Below are 18,060 nucleotides of genomic sequence, written 5' to 3' on the forward strand. Positions count from 1 at the left end.
TCTTAATTTTCATTTGCTGTTTGTATCCTCTTTATATTATAGATGAAATATCTTAAAAAAAAGAATCATTTTGAACAATTGTTGTGTAAATTATGAATAAAATAAAAAAACTTCAACTAATTGAAGTTTTTTCATTTATATTTACGCGCACGCTTAGTCTTTATTTGTTAAGTCTTCACCATTTGTAGCAATTACCTTTTTGTACCAATCGAACGATGCTTTGCGCGAACGTTCTAAAGTACCGTTGCCTTCGTCGTCAAGGTCAACATAGATAAAACCATAGCGTTTGCTCATCTCGCCTGTTGAAGCGCTCACAAGGTCAATACAGCCCCATGACGTGTACGCCATCAAGTCGACACCATCAATTTCAACCGCTTTTTTCATTTCGCTAATGTGTTGTTGGAGATAATCAATGCGGTACGTATCATTAATGCTGCCATCTGCTTCAACCTTATCGATTGCACCCAAGCCGTTTTCAGAAATATAAAGCGGTACACCATAACGATTGTATAAATCATTTAAGGCAATCCGTAAACCGACTGGATCAATTTCCCAACCCCATTCACTCGCTTTTAAGAACGGGTTTTTAGTCCCGCCGAAGAAGTTTCCTTGCACACCTTCTGAATGGGCAGGGTCAGACGAGTGAGCCGTTGACATGTAGTAACTAAACGAGAGGTAATCCATCGTGTTTTCTTTAATGACTTCTAAGTCGCCTGGTTGAATGTCTAATGTGACATTATTTTTAGCAAAGAAGCTATATGCATATGTCGGGTACTCACCACGTACTTGCACATCGTTGCAAAAGTAGTTGAACATACGGTTTTTTTCCATTGTTTCTGCCGCTGTTACCGGGTTACAGTCATACGCATACATTGTCGCATAAATACTCATACACCCCATTTGAACGTTTGGATTAATTTCACGGGCAATTTTAACAGCCTTCGCACTGGCCACAAACTGGTTGTGCAACGCTTGGAAGTTATTGTTAACCGACTCATTACGCATCCCCAGTGTAAAGAACGAACCCATCACACCCGTATTAATTTCATTGAAGGTCATCCAGTACGTTACTTTATTAGCAAAGCGCTCTAAAATAGTACGGGCATATTTTTCAAATAAACCAATCAGTTCACGGTTTTTCCAGCCACCATAACTTTTAACGAGGTTTAATGGCGTTTCATAATGTGAAATCGTAATCGTTGGTTCGATGTTATGTTTTAATAATTCATCAATCACGTCTTCATAGTATGCTAAGCCAGCTTCATTCGGTTGAGCATCATCACCATTCGGGAAAATACGCGCCCATGAAATCGACATGCGGAATGTTTTAAAGCCCATTTCAGCCAACATCGCAATATCTTCTTTGTAGCGGTGATAAAAATCAATCCCGAGATGATTCGGATACGTATAGTTTGCTGTATCGATTTCGAGCGGATAGCTATCATCGCGCAATAATTTCATACGGATTTTTCCACCTGGTGAAACATCTGCAATCGTTAGGCCTTTACCACCTTCGTTATAGCCACCTTCTAGTTGGTTGGCTGCGGTTGCCCCGCCCCATAAAAAGCCTGGTTTGAATCCTTTATTCATCTCTAACATTTGTCATTCTCCTCTGTTGTTTAATATAGTGATGCACCGTTTGATTTAATAACGTCTTTGTACCAATAAAACGAGTCTTTTTTACTGCGTGCTAAGCTACCGTTGCCGTCATTATCACGATCGACATAAATAAAACCGTAGCGTTTTTTCATTTCGCCTGAGCCCGCACTGACAAGGTCAATACAGCCCCAAGGGGTATAACCCCAGCACTCAACCCCATCTTCAATCGCATCGCCCATCGCTTTCACATGTTCGGCTAAATAAGCGATACGATAATCATCCTTAATCTTACCGTCAGCTGTTGGTGTATCAACCGCTCCTAAGCCGTTTTCAACCACAAATAACGGCTTTTGATACCGATCATACATCTCATTCATCGTTGTACGTAAGCCAAGTGGGTCAATTTGCCAACCCCACTCACTCGCTTTTAAGTAGGGATTTTTCAAGGTCGCAAACACATTGCCTTCGGTTGTTTTATTCACTTCTGGATCCGCGCTTACTAAGCGTGATGAATAGTAACTAAACGAAATGAATTCTACCGGATACGCCTTCAGGATTTCTAAATCACCCTCAGCGATGTCAAGCGTGATGTTATTTTCTTTAAAGAAGCGTTTCGAATAACTTGGGTACTCGCCTCGTGATTGGACATCGATAAAGAAATAATTTTCACGGTTGGCTTCAACCGCCTTCCATGCATCTTCCGGGGCACACGTATTTGCATACGAAACACCACCGGCAAGCATGCAACCAATTTTAAAATTCGGGTTGATGTCATGCGCTAATTTTGTCACCCGCGCTGACGCCACTAGCTGATGGTGAGCCGCTTGATACGTTGTTTGTTTCGGATTGGCGGTTTTCGTGACATCGATCCCACCTCCAAAAAATGGTGCGTGTAAAATCATATTAATTTCATTAAAGGTCAACCAGTACTTCACCTTGTCCTTATAACGTTTAAAGATGACTTCAGCATAGTTTTCATACAGTTCAATAACACGACGATCGGCCCAACCGTTACATTTTTTCATGAGCGCTAGAGGTGTATCAAAATGATTGATGGTCACGAGCGGTTCAATCCCGAGACGCACACATTCATCAAAAAGGTCGTCGTAAAAAGCAAGACCCGCTTCATTCGGCTCGGCATCGTCACCATTAGGAAAAATACGAGGCCAACTAATCGAGGTTCTAAATGTTTTAAAACCCATTTCAGCCATCAGCGCTAAATCCGCTTTATAATGATGATAAAAATCAATCGATTCATGACTCGGATAAAAATCATACTGCCCTTCTAACGCTAATTGCGGATTCATAATCGCTTCCCAGCGTCCGTGTGCTGCATCAGGCAATACATCAACAAGTGATAAGCCTTTGCCATCCGTTAAATAAGCACCTTCACATTGATTGGCAGCGACTGCGCCGCCCCATAAAAAGTCTTTTTGAAATGGTGTTGTCATAATAAATCCCCCTTTTATTTTGGTAGTATCATTACATTTAGCCAAAAGAAAAAGACCCAAAAAAACCGTAAACATTTAACTGTCTTGGTCTCTTGGGTCATGCCTAATTGAATAGTTACACGCCAATTATTCGCTGTAAGATACATCAGTAATATGTAGTGGCCTTACGTTTTTCTCGCTTAGCAGACAATAAAAAATACCTATCAAAATACAATGCTCCATTGCATCCACAATAAAGTCACTCTATTCTAATAGGTAATGCCTGCTCAATCAGTAACACCCTCTGAATATAATTTTATTATAACTAAAAATGTAAGCGTCGTCAAACAATAGCTGCTATTCTATCCGAATAGCCTCTGGCTACTAAATTAATTAGACACAAATAAAAAAAGCACAACAACTTCTCAAAGAGAGTTGTTGTGCCAGATTGTAGACAAAGTCGAATTAAACTGGTTTTACTTTGAACTTTAGTTCAAGTGACTTTGGCTACAAGATGACTTGACTGAAAAGAAACGTTGTTATATCCTCTCGTATTTAAATCCTAAACTTGGGTGATTTCAAAAATAACGCATCGACGGGAAATAGTCGAGACGTTATTTTCTCCAATCACTGCCGTTTAGAACGGCTTTAAATTCTTTTGTTCTAGGAAACACGAGCCGTTGAGGTGAGTGTACAGATGGTACTCGACTCCGAGAATGCGAGGCATTGACGACCTAGAACAGCGTTTATCTTCAGTTTGACACAACAACTTCTCAAAGAGAGTTGTTGTGCTACAGACTGAAACTCGCTGCGCATCGACTATCACCCTATCAATCTTTTGCTTTGCGGTCCATCACCAACGTTAACACAAACCCAATCACAAACGCGAGCGCAATCGCGATGAAAATACCATAAAAGGTACTATCGATACCGGTTTTTGGATTAATCATACTCGGAATCCCAAAAATACCAAGACCACCCGTAATATAACTTTTCGTTCCCATGAAACCAAGGATTGCACCACCAATCGCAGCCGCAATACAACTCGCAATAAACGGCTTTTTACGCGGTAAGGTAATCCCATAAATTGCTGGTTCCGTCACTCCGAAAACACCTGAGATAAAGGCCGAAATACCAAGACCCTTTGTTTTCTGATCTTTCGTTCGCAACACAACGGCTAATACCGCTCCAATTTGAGCGAATGATGCCGCAAAGGTCAATGTTAAAATCGGATCAAAACCTAAGGTCGTTAAATTAAGCAAACCAATTGGCACAAGGCCCCAATGTAACCCAAAAATAACGAGCACCTGCCAAATACCACCTAAAATCAATCCAGCCATCAACGGACTAAAGTGATACACAGCCAAACTACCTGCGCCTAGCGCCGTTCCGAGCCAGGTTGAAATGGGACCAATCACTAAAAAGGTAATCGGCACAACAACCAAAGTCGAACAAAACGGCACCAAGAAGGTTTTGACCACATCTGGAATAATCTGTTTGAAGAACGGCTCAACTTTGGAGGTGAACCAGATGGCTACAATAATCGGAATAACCGAAGATGTATAGCTCATCATCACAACGGGAATACCTAAAAACGTCAAATAAATTGGCGATTCAAACAGCGTTCCACTAAAAAGGGTATACAACGGTTCAGCTCCCGAGGCCATCATTGCCAACGGACTAAAGCCAACAATCGTCGGATAAACCAACGTTGCGCCGATGACCATCCCTAAGAAGGGATTGACACGGAACTTTTTACTGGCCGTATAGCCTAACATGATTGGCAAGAAGTAGAAGAACGAATCACCTAATGCTTGTAACACAATATACGTCCCTGAGGTCTCATGAAGCCAACCAAAGGTGAGCAACAACGCTAGCACACCTTTGATCATCCTGTTGCGGCTAACAGCCCTAGAGCAGGGGCAAAAATACCTGAAATTAAATCAATAAAACGATCGAGCAGTGAACCTTTATCATCATCTGGTACTTGTTCTTGACCCGTCAGTCCTGTTTGTTGCATCAATTCTTGATACACATCAGCGACATGGTTGCCAATGACAACTTGGTATTGACCGCCGCTTTGAACAACGGTCACAATCCCATCAGCAGCCTTTAAATAATCAGTGTTCGCTCGGTGTTCATCTTTCAATTTAAAACGTAAACGGGTGGTACAGTGTACAACACTGTTGATATTGTCTTTACCGCCAATATTTTCGATAATCATTGCCACTAGCTGTGCGTATTTCATATCTAACCCTCCACAAATTTATGTTGTATCTTGCCCCTTACTCTCAACTTAAACGACGTCAATAATAGCTTCGCCAACCTTGACGTCACCATCAGCCATCGCTTTAACGGTGGCATACTCACTTGTATTTGTCACAATGATTGGTGTGACAAGTTCATAGCCTGCTGCTTTAATTTGTTCAATATCAAAGGTCACAAGCAAGGTTCCTTTTGTAACGCGGGCACCTTTTTCAATATGTGTTTCAAAAAACTGTCCATCTAATTGCACGGTATCCATCCCAATATGCATTAAGATTTCTGCCCCTGCGGTTGTCTTCATCCCGACAGCATGACCGGTTGGGAACACAAGCGAAATTTCACCGTCTGTTGGCGCATATAACTTGCCGTCAGTCGGTAAAATCGCAACGCCATTCCCCATCGCGCCTGAAGCGAAAACTTCATCGCTAATACCACTTAACTCTTTTACGGTTCCAACTAAGGGACTGCCAATTGTTTCAGCTTTTACCACATCACTCACGTGTGTTTGTGTTGCTGGTGTTACATCTTCATCTAAATGTGATTTATCCATAATAAGCGTTAATACAAGACCTAACACAATTGCCACAGCCATGGCGATTAAACAGCCATAGAAACCGCCGTCAATTCCAGCGGGCGAAATTTTACTTGGGATACTAAAAATACCAATCCCACCAACCATATATGTTTTTGTTCCCGCAAAGCCCATAATACCACCAGCAATCGCCGAAGCAATACAACTTGCAATAAATGGTTTTTTACGCGGTAAAGTTATACCGTAAATCGCCGGTTCAGTTACACCGAAGATACCTGAAATAAACGCTGAAATCCCCAAACCTTTGGTTTTTTTTGTTTTTTTGTTCGTAATGTTACACCTAAAACAGCCCCAATTTGCGCAAATGACGCTGCGCCTGTTAGTACTAAAATCGGATCAAACCCGAGTGTCGTTAAGTTTAACAACGCCACCGGCACTAAGCCCCAATGTAAACCGAAAACAACTAGCACCTGCCATAACCCACCTAATATTACACCTGCTAAAATCGGACTGAAGTGATATACCGCGAGACTACCTGCACCAATTGCTGTTCCTAACCAAGTTGAAAGCGGTCCAATGACTAAGAAAGTTAATGGCACAACAACTAAGGCTGCACAAAATGGCACTAAGAACGTTTTAACAACGTCTGGAATAAGTTTTTTGAAGAACGGTTCCACTTTTGACGTTAACCAAATCGCTAAAATAATTGGAATAACTGATGACGTGTAGTTCATCATAATAACTGGGATACCTAAGAAGGTAATGTAAATGGGTGATTCAAAAATCGTACCACTAAACAATGTATATAGCGGCGTCGCATCCGAAGCCATCATCGTTAATGGTGCCATCGCTGAAATTGTAGGATAAACAAGTGTGGCCCCAATAACCATCCCGAGGAAGGGATTGACCTTGAATTTTTTACTCGCTGTATACGCAAGCATGATTGGTAAGAAGTAGAAGAACGAATCGCCTAAGGCGTTTAAAATAATATACGTTCCTGAATCAGTCGCTAACCAACCGAACGTTGTAAAAATAGCTAAAAAGCCTTTAATCATACCCGTTGAGGCTAATAAACCTAATGTCGGTGCAAAAATACCAGAGATTAAATCAATCGCTTTGTCTAACACCGAACCGCCGTTATCAACATTACCTGCTTCAGTTTGCTCTGATAAGCCGGTTTGTTTAACGATTTCAGCATATACATCAGACACGTGGTTGCCGATAACGACTTGGTACTGCCCACCACTTTGAACAACGGTAACGATACCATCCGCATTCTTCAAGAAATCAGTGTCCGCTTTTTGTTCATCTTTCAACTTAAAACGCAGTCGTGTTGTACAGTGAACGACACTGTTTACATTCTCCTTTCCTCCGATTTTTTCAATAATTAACTTGACGAGTTGTTCATATTTCATTTTTTTACCTCCGTTACTAACAACAGTTAGTGTATTTGATTAGCTTTTGTTTGCTCAGCACTATCACGGTGGTCGCAAACCACTTTTAGGACTAATAAAACCCTTCATTTAAACCTCTCCTTTCTCGATGAAAAAAGGCATGACTCAACCAACAGCAACCCACCTGTTATTGAATCATGCCTAATTTAATAGTCACATCTTTATTTAGTTAACTAAAATAATGTTATCGCCTGTTTTCACTTCGCCTTCTGCAATCGCACGAACTTGCGTATAGCTAGACGTATTCGTAACAATAACCGGTGTAATAATTTGATAACCGGCCGCTTCAATCGCTGCAATATCAAAGCTCACTAATAAATCGCCCTTTTCAACCTCCGCACCTTTTTCAACATGAACGGTGAAATACTTACCATCGAGTTCGACAGTGTCCATTCCTATATGCATCAATATTTCTGCACCAACGATTGTTTGCATGCCAATCGCATGCCCTGTCGGGAACACTAATGTTACTTCACCTTTCGCTGGAGCAACGAGCTCTCCTAGCGTCGGAATAATCGCTACACCATTACCCATCGCTCCTGAGGCGAATACTTCGTCACTAATACCACTTAACTCGCGCATTGTTCCTGTTAAAGGACTGCCAATTCGCTCTTCGTTCACGGTTGTTGCTGTTGTTGTACTTTCAGTTACTGCAATGTGTTCGTCTTTATGCGATTTATCCATAATAAGCGTCAATAACCAACCTAACACAAAGGCAACTATTACTGCGATTATAACGCCATAAAAACTACCATTAATACCTTCTTTAGGGTCAATCAAACTCGGTAAGCTGAAGAGACCTAAACCACCGACAATAAACCCTTTTGTACCAGCGACACCAATAATACCACCACCAACTGCCGAAGCAATACAACTTGCAATAAATGGCTTTTTACGCGGTAAGGTAATCCCATAAATAGCCGGTTCAGTCACACCAAAAATACCTGAGATAAATGATGAGGCTCCTAACCCTTTAACTTTTTTATCTTTCGTGCGCATCATCACAGCTAACACTGCACCAATTTGTGCAAATGTTGAAGCAGTCATTAACACGAGGATTGGATCGTAACCAATTGTCGATATATTAAGAATCGCAATTGGCACGAGACCCCAATGCAAGCCGAAAATAACCAATATTTGCCATAAAGCACCAATCGCAATACCCGCAAGAATTGGACTGAACTCATACACAGCAAGACTACCTGCACCTAAGGCATCGCCAACCCACGTTGAAATGGGGCCAATGACAATAAATGTGATTGGTACAATTACAAGTGCTGAACAGAACGGAACTAAGAATGTTTTAACCACATCTGGAATAACTTTCTTGAAGACTGGCTCAACCTTAGATGCAAACCAGATAGCTATAATAATCGGTATAACTGACGATGAATAACTCATCATAATAACAGGAATACCTAAGAATGTTATGTATACCGGTGAAGCAAATATCGTTCCGGCAAAGAGGGTATACAGCGGCTCTGCACCAGCTGCAGCCATCGCCATTGGACTTAACCCAACAATTGATGGGTACACAAGTGACGCCCCTATAACCATCCCCAGGAACGGATTAACTTTGAATTTCAAACTCGCTGTATAACCAAGCATGATTGGTAAGAAGTAGAAGAATGAATCACCTAATGCATTCAAAATAATATAAGTTCCTGATGAATCCGCTAACCAACCAAACGTTAAAAATAATGATAAAAGACCTTTAATCATACCAGTCGCAGCTAGTAAACCTAATGCTGGGGCAAAAATACCTGAAATCATATCAATGAAGCGATCTAAGGGCGAACCTTTTGATGTATCAGACTCTTCCTCTTCTCCTGTTATACCCGCAAGTTGATTAATTGCACTGTAGACATCTGCTACATGATTTCCAATTACGACTTGATATTGACCGCCACTTTGAACAACTGTCACTATACCATCAGCTTCTTTTAAAAAGTCAGTATTCGCCTGCTTTTCATCCTTTAACTTGAAGCGTAATCGTGTCGTACAATGCATCAGGCTATTAATATTTTCTTTTCCGCCGATGTTTTCGATAATCAGCGTTGCTAATTTTTCATATTTCATATGTATCGCCTCCGTTTTCTGTTGTTTTTTTTGTTCTATGTATTAAAATTTTGAAACGGTTAGATTTTCCGCATCACTCCCTTCACTGAAAAATAAAAAATGACCCAAAAAAAACACCCGCAATGGTTGCTTTTTGGGTCATGCCTAATTGAATAGTCACACGCCTGTTTGTTCATCTTCTTTTTTATTTGTTACGCGCCAAATATGAAGACAGAGGTATAAACGCTCATCTTGGGATAATTCCCAACCTTCTGTTTTGTTTAAAAAATAAGCAATCTTTTCGACCGTTTTATACGCATCCGCATATTTAAGTCGCATCATTTCAAGTAAACCAGAATCTAACGAGTTAATGCCGACCGGTTCATTATCCAGATGACGTAAAACAAAAAAACGTAAGTGTGAGACAAAGCGATCGTAATGGAACGACTCTTGATTAAGTAGTATTTGGTATTTTATTTGAATGATTTCAAGAATATTATGCACTATTTTTGACATTTTTAGCGTTTCTTGGAGTTTGCCTTCATTCAATTGCGCATTGACAAAATGATAGGTCAAAAAAACATCCTCACCGCGTGGTAGCTCAATCTTAAACTTTGCTGTAATAATACCCATTGCGATTTTGGCAGCCTCATATTCTTTCGGGAACAATTTCTTTACTTCCCAACGAATGGAGGTATTCGTCATCTCAATATTACTCATCGCTCTTTCGATTAAAAAACTAATGTGATCGGCCAAAATTAAGTAGTTGTTATTTTCGAATTGAATACCTAACTTTTCTTCAACAACAACTGTTATTTGTGAAGAGAGTTCTAATATCTTGGGATCCATTTGTAACAATGTTTCTACACCCTCATTTGTTTTTGCACTGTGAGACTCAGCAATGAAACGTCGCTCAATCTTTTCTTCATCAATCTCATCATTAATCTTTTTATTAAATCCAATCCCGCTCCCAATAACAATCCATTCTGTTAAATCGTTATCTTTAACCAAAACAGCATTATTATTAAAACTTCGGATGACCTTCATTCATGTCCCTCCCGTTAACTAAAAAATACCCATTGAAACACAAGCATACTGCGCGAACAATACGACATTGTATTCCAACAGGTAATGCCCGAACGTATCGGTAACACCCTCTTGCTTATACATGTAAGTTTAAACTAGTCTGAAAGCGTTGTCAACGAGTTTCGAAGCTTTATTTATTCATTTTGATGACTTCAATCGCTTTCAATCGCCTCTTTTTCTCAAAAAAAAAAAGAAAATAATGACATTTAAATCAGTTACAATTGATTAAAAAGACCCAGAACTACGATTGAGTAGCACCAGATCTTTATAATACATCTTATTTATGCACTGTGACAGAAGTCGACTCAGCCACTTGTTTGCGTCCCATATTAAAGACGATGTTTAACACAATGGCACAGACACTACCGGCGACGATACCATTGCTTGTGAACAATTGCACAAATTTAGGTAAGGTCGCAAACAACTCTGGCACCGTTGTGACACCTAGACCTAAACCAACCGAACAGGCAATAATTAATAAATTCTCCTGTGAGGCAAAGTTAACTGTGCCGAGCATTTTGATCCCTTGAGCGACAACCATTCCAAACATCGCAATCATTGCGCCACCTAACACAGGCGTTGGAATCGTTGTTGTTATCGCACCCATTTTTGGAATTAAACCGAGAATCACTAAGAACGCAGCCGCAACATAGATAACCTTGCGTGTTTTAATGCCTGATAACTGTACGAGGCCAACATTTTGTGAGTAAGCCGTGTAAGGGAATGTATTGAATACACCACCTAAAATAATCGCCAACCCTTCTGAGCGATAACCGCGAGCTAAATCGTTCGGTGTTAATTTTTTCTTTGTAATATCACTTAAGGCAAAATACACACCAGTTGACTCGACCATACTGACTAACGAGATAATAATCATCGTTAAAATCGCCGAAAAATTAAAGGTTGGCACCCCAAAATAAAACGGCGTTGGCACGTGAACCCAAGAAGCCTCCGCCACAGACTGGAAGGAAATTCCTTTGCCGATGAGTGTAAAAAGTGTGCCTGCTAGAATACCAATTAAAACAGCAATTGCTCGCATAAAACCAGAGCCAAAACGATAAGTTAAAATAATGACAAGTAATGTTCCGAATCCTAACGCCAGGTTATAACCTGACCCAAAATCAGCACTCCCTTGACCACCAGCCAAATTATTAATTGCTACCGGGATTAACGTCAAACCAATGACCGTTACAACTGATCCAGTCACAACCGGAGGGAAGAATCGCACAACTTTGGAAAAGAATGGTGCAATTAAAAAGACAAACAGGCCTGATGCAATAATCGCACCATAAATCGCACCAATGCTAATGTCCTGACCAATCAACACAATCGGTGCAATCGCTTGAACAGCACAGCCCAATACGACTGGCAAACCAATACCAATAAATTTACCCACACGTAATTGCAAGAACGTCGCAATCCCACACATAAAAATATCAATCGAAACTAAGTACGTTGTTTGTTGCACTGTAAATCCGAGTTGGTTGGCAATTAACAACGGCACAATGACTGCCCCCGCATACATTGCTAATACATGTTGCAAACCTAACGCAACGATTCTTCCTTTTTTAAACATTGATCAAAAATCCCCTCTCAGACTCTAAATAAAAGCTGCCCCTCTAAATGAGGAGCAGCTTAATCTACTTAGCAGTATCACTATTGCTAACCATTCATGCCTATGCCTCACTTATAGTCCGACTGTTTACGGCAGTCAGGTAGAAACGCGTCGTCCATATTACGACAATTATATAAGTGCTTGTTTATGATACAACCAATGATTCACGTCATCGCTTTCATCATCTTGCATATACTATTGCATTTAGTTTAGCCTTTTTTGGTTAAAAGGTCAAGCCTATCCGAACGTTTGACGTACGTTTAAGAAGAATTAACACATTATCGTTCGTGTTTTTAACCAGAAATGATTTATATGTCGTTAAAAATAAAAAAACAGAGGTGAAAACACCTCTGTTTCAGATTGTAGACAAAGTCTAAAGAGACTTCATTTTCTTTCGAATGCTATTACAGTGACTTTGTTTACGAGATGATAAGACTGAATAGTAAGGCTGTTATGTCCTCTAGTTTAATCAACCAGAAACTGTCAACTTTCAGAAAAATGGCAGCGACGGTAAATAGTCGCCTTCATTTCTCTTCCAAGCTGTATGCTTCCAACCGGTTGATTTCACTTTCGTTCTAGTAGGCACGACGAGCGAGTGACGGTGCGCGTACTGATGGTACGTAATCCCGAGCGAGCAAGTCGTAACGACCTAGAACAGCATTTATCTTCAGTCTAAGAATACACTTTAGTTCCTTATTAATAAAATAAGCGACTCCAACTTTTATTTTTCGCCACTTAACTCAACTAAAATTTTCGCCTGCGTTTTATCGTTCGTTAACGCTTCAAAACCGTTGCTGACAATGTCATCCAAGACAATCTGTGAAGTGACGATTCCTTGCGGTTTCAATTGCCCTGTTCCCATCAAGTCAACCGTTTGTTGGAAAGTTGTCGGTGTGTAGGCAATTGAAGATGTGATTTTAACACCCGTATTTGTAAGGTGGAGCGGATTCCATTCAATCGGACGAGCAAAGATGGAAACAATCACCATTGTCCCACGAGCGCGAGTTGCATCAATTGCTGCCTTGAAGGTTGGTGCGACTCCAGCCACCTCAAAGGTCACATCGACACCACCAGGTACGATGTCACGAATAGCTTGTATCCCATCAACTTCACCCGAATTAATTGCATGTGTCGCCCCTAATTCTAAGGCTTTTTCTAAGCGATTGGCTGACAAATCGAGCACAATGATCTTACTTGCCCCAGCAGCTTTTGCGGCAATTACTGTTAATAACCCAATTGGACCGGCCCCAAAAACAGCCACAGTGTCGCCAAAGAGCAGTTCACTCTCTTTAATCGCCTGCACAGCCACTGCCATCGGCTCGACTAAGGCACCATCTTGTAGTGTCATTGTTTCTGGTAACTTGTAGACTTGTTTTTCGGGAGCATTGGCAAAGGTTGTGAAACCACCATCGCCATGTAAGCCAATAAAACTAAAGCCATCATATGTATCAAGCGCCTCTGGTTTAATACCATGAGTCAGTGTCGGATTAATCGCTACACGATCGCCTACTTTAAAACGCGTAACCTCGCTGCCTACTTTTTCAATCACACCGGCAAATTCATGCCCCATAATTAAAGGTGCAACTTCACCAGTAAATTGATCCGGTTCATTCACAGGTACAAAGACAGGCCCTTCTTGATATTCGTGTAAATCACTCCCACAAATACCGGCCCAAGCAACGCGAACAGTCACTTCATCAGTCTTTAACGCCTTCAACTCTCGTTCTTCGATCCGAATATCCTTTTCGCCATACCAAACTGCTGCCTTCATTTATAAAACCCCCATTTAAAGTATTAAAAAAGTCGGCCACCACTAGATGTAACCGTTTTCTTTTCTCTTTAAGTATAGCTAATGTCACTGCACTTGTCTATTGAACGATACCTATTAAGTTATATCATGTGACAAATAGACAAACGAACTAATACTTTTACTTGTCGGTTGCACGCTCATTCGTTAAAATAGAAAAAGATAGACAAACGAATGAAGGAGGCTTATCATGAAAATTCTCGTATTAGCAACCGGGGGCACAATCGCTTCTGTTGAAACCGCTAATGGGTTGCTTCCTGGATTAAATGTTCAAGAATTACGCAACTATTTTTCAGAACAAAACAACACACGTCAACATAGTGACTTAACACTTGATTTCCATCTTTTAATGAACAAAGACAGTACAAATATGAGCCCGAATGACTGGGTTACTATTTCCCAGGCAATTGAACGCGACTATAACAACTATGATGCCTTTATTGTGACACACGGCACAGATACACTCGGATATACTGCCGCCGCCCTGTCGTACATGCTACAAGGCGTCAACAAACCGATTGTCTTAACTGGCTCACAAATTCCACTCAGCTTTCATAAAACGGATGCAAAACGGAACGTTCGCGACGCCCTCACTTATTGCTTAGAAGGCCAACCAGGCGTTGTCGTTGTGTTCGACGGCAAAGTCATTCAAGGTACACGAGCAGTTAAAATTCGCACCAAAAGTTATGATGCGTTCGCGAGCGTTAATCACCCGTATATCGCTCAGATTGAAGGCGGACATGTGACCATGACGACTTCTCCTGCGCAAACAGAGGAGACCATGCAGTTCAACACAACCATTTGCCCCGATATTTTCCTTTTGAAATTGTTCCCAGGCTTAAAAGCCTCTTTTTTCGAGGCAATCGCAAAAGATTATGATGGCATCATCATTGAAAGTTTCGGAAATGGCGGGTTGCCGTTTGAAGATGAGAACATCCTTGAACAGGTCGGAAAACTGACAGAACAAGGCGTGTCAGTTGTGATGACAACGCAATGTTTAGAGGAAGGCGAAAACTTACTGCTCTATGAAGTGGGCCAAAAAGTGGCGCAATACCCTGTCATTTTATCTGGCGATATGAATACTGAAGCCATCGTCCCAAAACTAATGTGGGTATTAGGCCAAACGAAAGATCCAATTGCCGTAAAACGATTGTTCGAAACACCGATTGGTGGCGACTTGTCAGCTGACTGGGCTTAAATACACCTAAAAGCAGGTTAATTGACTTTGGCTACAAGAACACTTGACTTAAAAGAAGCCACCCGCATAGCGGGTGGCTTCTTTGTTAAACTTATTATTTTGAAACTGTTACAATCGCATCATTCATTTTCACTGCGCCTGTTGTTTGCGCGAATGAGAAGTCTGCGTAATCTGCTGTATTTGTGACGATAACCATTGTTGTTGTATCGTATTCTTTCGATTTAATGCCTTCAATATTAAATTTACCAAGTACTTCACCACGTTTAACGTGAGCACCAGTTGAAGTTGTCATCTCAAAGAATTCGCCGTTCAACTCAACTGTATTAATACCGATATGAATTAATACTTCGATTCCTTGCTCTGATTTAATACCAATTGCGTGTTGTGTACCGTAAAGAATAATAACTTCACCATCAACAGGTGCTGTTACAACACCTTCACTCGGGATGACCGCGAAACCTTTACCCATAATTTCAGCACTGAAAACAGGATCGTTAACATCTTTCAATTCAACTAATTCACCTGTTAAAGGTGATGTGATTGTGTTAGCTGCTACTGCAGGCACTGTTGTTTCTGCTTTTGCTTGAGTTGTTGTAGCAGTCGCTGTTTGTTTCGGTTTTGGTAAACCAAACATAATCGCACCAATCATACCGATTGCAATCGTAATAACAAAGGCAATCACTAATGCTGTAAAGTTAGAATTTTCACCCATAAAGAAGTTAAAGTATAGTGGGTTTAAAATCGGTGAGAACGTATCTGACGTTACACCACTGTAACTTACAATCGCACCACCGACTGCTGACGCAATTAAACCAATGATAAACGGACGTTTGTATTTTAAGTTGACACCGTATAGTGCAGGTTCTGTAATACCAAAGAAACCAGCAATTGTTGCTGAAACAGCAACTTCTTTATCTTTACCTTTTAAGCGGAAAATCATCCCCGCAACTGCTGATACTTGACCAAATACGGCAATTAACATCACCGGTAAAATGGTATCATAACCTAATGAATCGATGTTGATCATTGCAATCGGTAAAATGGCCCAGTGCATACCGAAAACAACAAGTAATTGGAATAAACCACCTAAGATTAAACCAGCAATTAATGGATTTAAGTCATAAGCGTATGTGTAAACTTTTGAAATCCAATCACCAACAAGCGTGCCTAAAGGCCCGATGAATAAGAACGCTAATACGCCAGCTACTAATAAGGTGAAGAATGGTACAAAAACAATTTTCGCTGCTGCCGGAATGATTTTTTTGAAGAATCGTTCAACGTAAGACGTTACCCAGATTGCTAAAATCGTCGGTACAACCGCACCACCGTATTTATTAAAGTCGACATTGTAACCAAATGGTTTGAATACAAGTTCGCCGATTGATGGATCAACTAATGGATAAACCATTGCCGAAGCAATCGCCAAGGCGATAAAGCGATTCATCTTGAAGGCATCTGCCGCTGTAATCGCAATAAACAATGGAAGGAACTTGAAGATACCTGTTGAAATTGCTGTTAGCATTACATACGTTAATGATGTTTTAGTAATAACATCATACATTTCTAATGTGTTAACCAATGCCATTACGATACCAGCACCGGCAAGAACACCAATATACGGTGTGAAGAATGACGCAATCACTGCCAATGCGCCGCTTGCTGATTTTTTCTTCGGTGTGTTATCTTGAGCTGCTTCACCGTTACTGTTCACATTATAGTTGTTGTTGATTGATGTGTAAACGTCATTTACTTCTGAACCGATCACGACTTGATATTGACCGCCACCACGAACAACTGACATAACTTTGTCAACTGACTCGAGCGCTTCTTTGTTTGCTTTTGATTCATCTTTCAAGACGAAACGTAAACGTGTGGCACAGTGCACGACTGAATCAACGTTTTGTTCGCCTCCGACATTTTCAACGATTTTCGCTGCAATATCTTTGTACTTATCTGCCATTACAAATTCCTCCTATGTATGGTTCTTGTTATGATTACAAAAAAAATAACCAAAGACACCCGACAATAAGTCTAGGAGTACTTTGGTTATGCCTGATCGAATCAGTAACAAGCCATTATCTATATGAAACCGATTTCTCATGGTACCGGTTTCTTTTACTTCGTAATAATAACAAAAAAAAGGGGGTAAATCAAGAGACATTTCGATTTATATGAATAATTAAATAAAGTTTTTCATCTTCACTTAAAGTCCAACCGTACATTTCACCTAAGTATTGCTCAATTTTATGAATGCATTGGTCTTCAGCAACATAGCGTTCCTTCATCAATCCGTACATTTCATCGACTTTACCTTCAATCACTTCATTGCCTAAGTGTCGGATCACAAAAAACTTCAAATGCGTTATAAACCGTTGATACATAAATGACTCTTCGTCAAATTCAACATTAAAATGATACTGCACAATATTTAAGATATTTGTTAATATTTTCATGACTGATGTTGTTTCATGAAAATCAGAGCGACCGATTTCATCATTAATAAAATGCAACGCAATTGAACTCGCCTCATCCTTCGGTATTTTACGCCCCGTCTCTTTACTCAAGTAGGTAATTGCCTGGATACCAATTTCATAGTGGATTGGAAAAAAATGTTTAATTTCCCAGTTTAACGGGTTTTTTATATCCATTTCTGCCTCAAATCGTTGCAAAGCAAAATCGATATGATCTGCCAACGTGACAAAAACCGACATATTTAACGTTTTATTTAGAATTTGTTCACCCATTTTAACAACTGCGTGTGTGTATTCTATCACTTCAGCCGAATAACGTTGTAAGAGATCGACTGATGTATTTTGTGGAACACTATATTTTTTTTCAATTATGTTAAGGTCTGTTAATTCATAAGGCGTCTTCGGAAAGCCAATCCCTTTGCCCGTAACAATGAGTTCTACACCGTTATCATCGAGCGCCATTGCAAAATTATTATTGATTTTCTTCATTATTTTCATATATACACCGTCCTTTCTTCTCTAGTAAAAACCGTTAATGGCATAAC

The 18,060-nt window shown here is 40.3% G+C and carries 9 protein-coding genes, 2 pseudogenes and 1 riboswitch; of the genes and pseudogenes, 1 reads left to right on the top strand and 10 read right to left on the bottom strand.

From position 1 onward, the window contains the following. Nucleotides 1–153: 153 nt before the first annotated feature. The 8 genes and pseudogenes from BCAMP_RS09065 to BCAMP_RS09100 all read right to left on the bottom strand — a co-directional run bounded on the left by BCAMP_RS09065 (nt 154) and on the right by BCAMP_RS09100 (nt 13,810). Nucleotides 154–1,599, bottom strand: a complete 1,446-nt coding sequence (locus BCAMP_RS09065) for a glycoside hydrolase family 1 protein (RefSeq protein ID WP_035315114.1) — start codon at nt 1,597–1,599, stop codon at nt 154–156. A 20-nt stretch (nt 1,600–1,619) separates the two neighbouring features. Further along, entirely contained in the window at nt 1,620–3,050 is a 1,431-nt protein-coding gene (locus tag BCAMP_RS09070; RefSeq protein WP_035315115.1) for a 6-phospho-beta-glucosidase, read from the bottom strand. 821 nt (nt 3,051–3,871) lie between these two features. Continuing rightward, nucleotides 3,872–5,277, bottom strand: a pseudogene (locus BCAMP_RS09075) (PTS transporter subunit EIIC); the annotation flags it as partial. Nucleotides 5,278–5,325: 48 nt separating this feature from the next. Then, nucleotides 5,326–7,241 (bottom strand): annotated as a pseudogene (locus tag BCAMP_RS15105) (beta-glucoside-specific PTS transporter subunit IIABC). A gap of 204 nt (nt 7,242–7,445) precedes the next feature. Continuing rightward, on the bottom strand, nt 7,446–9,359 hold the full coding sequence (locus BCAMP_RS09085) for a beta-glucoside-specific PTS transporter subunit IIABC (protein WP_035315116.1): 1,914 nt from the start codon (nt 9,357–9,359) through the stop codon (nt 7,446–7,448). A 156-nt stretch (nt 9,360–9,515) separates the two neighbouring features. Continuing rightward, complete coding sequence (locus BCAMP_RS09090; RefSeq protein ID WP_035315117.1) at nt 9,516–10,385, bottom strand: PRD domain-containing protein; 870 nt, start codon at nt 10,383–10,385, stop codon at nt 9,516–9,518. 316 nt (nt 10,386–10,701) lie between these two features. Beyond that, nucleotides 10,702–12,000: a nucleobase:cation symporter-2 family protein gene (locus BCAMP_RS09095; RefSeq protein ID WP_035315118.1), complete on the bottom strand. Its 1,299-nt coding sequence runs from the start codon at nt 11,998–12,000 to the stop codon at nt 10,702–10,704. A gap of 94 nt (nt 12,001–12,094) precedes the next feature. Next, nucleotides 12,095–12,196: riboswitch (purine riboswitch) on the bottom strand. A 564-nt stretch (nt 12,197–12,760) separates the two neighbouring features. Next, nucleotides 12,761–13,810 carry a 2,3-butanediol dehydrogenase gene (locus BCAMP_RS09100; protein WP_035315119.1) on the bottom strand — a complete coding sequence of 350 codons (1,050 nt, stop codon included), beginning with the start codon at nt 13,808–13,810 and terminating at the stop codon, nt 12,761–12,763. Between the two features lie 223 nt (nt 13,811–14,033). Between BCAMP_RS09100 and BCAMP_RS09105 the strand changes: the two genes are divergently transcribed. Next, entirely contained in the window at nt 14,034–15,044 is a 1,011-nt protein-coding gene (locus tag BCAMP_RS09105) for an asparaginase (RefSeq protein ID WP_035315120.1), read from the top strand. A 94-nt stretch (nt 15,045–15,138) separates the two neighbouring features. On the opposite strand, the gene BCAMP_RS09110 is transcribed toward BCAMP_RS09105, so the two are convergent. After that, a complete protein-coding gene (locus BCAMP_RS09110; RefSeq protein ID WP_035315122.1) occupies nt 15,139–17,004 on the bottom strand; it encodes a beta-glucoside-specific PTS transporter subunit IIABC in 1,866 nt (621 codons plus the stop codon). A gap of 190 nt (nt 17,005–17,194) precedes the next feature. After that, nucleotides 17,195–18,013: a PRD domain-containing protein gene (locus tag BCAMP_RS09115; protein WP_035315123.1), complete on the bottom strand. Its 819-nt coding sequence runs from the start codon at nt 18,011–18,013 to the stop codon at nt 17,195–17,197. Nucleotides 18,014–18,060 lie beyond the last annotated feature (47 nt).

Origin of the sequence: Brochothrix campestris FSL F6-1037, from assembly GCF_000525915.1 — a bacterium.
GTDB classification, from domain to species: Bacteria; Bacillota; Bacilli; order Lactobacillales; family Listeriaceae; genus Brochothrix; species Brochothrix campestris.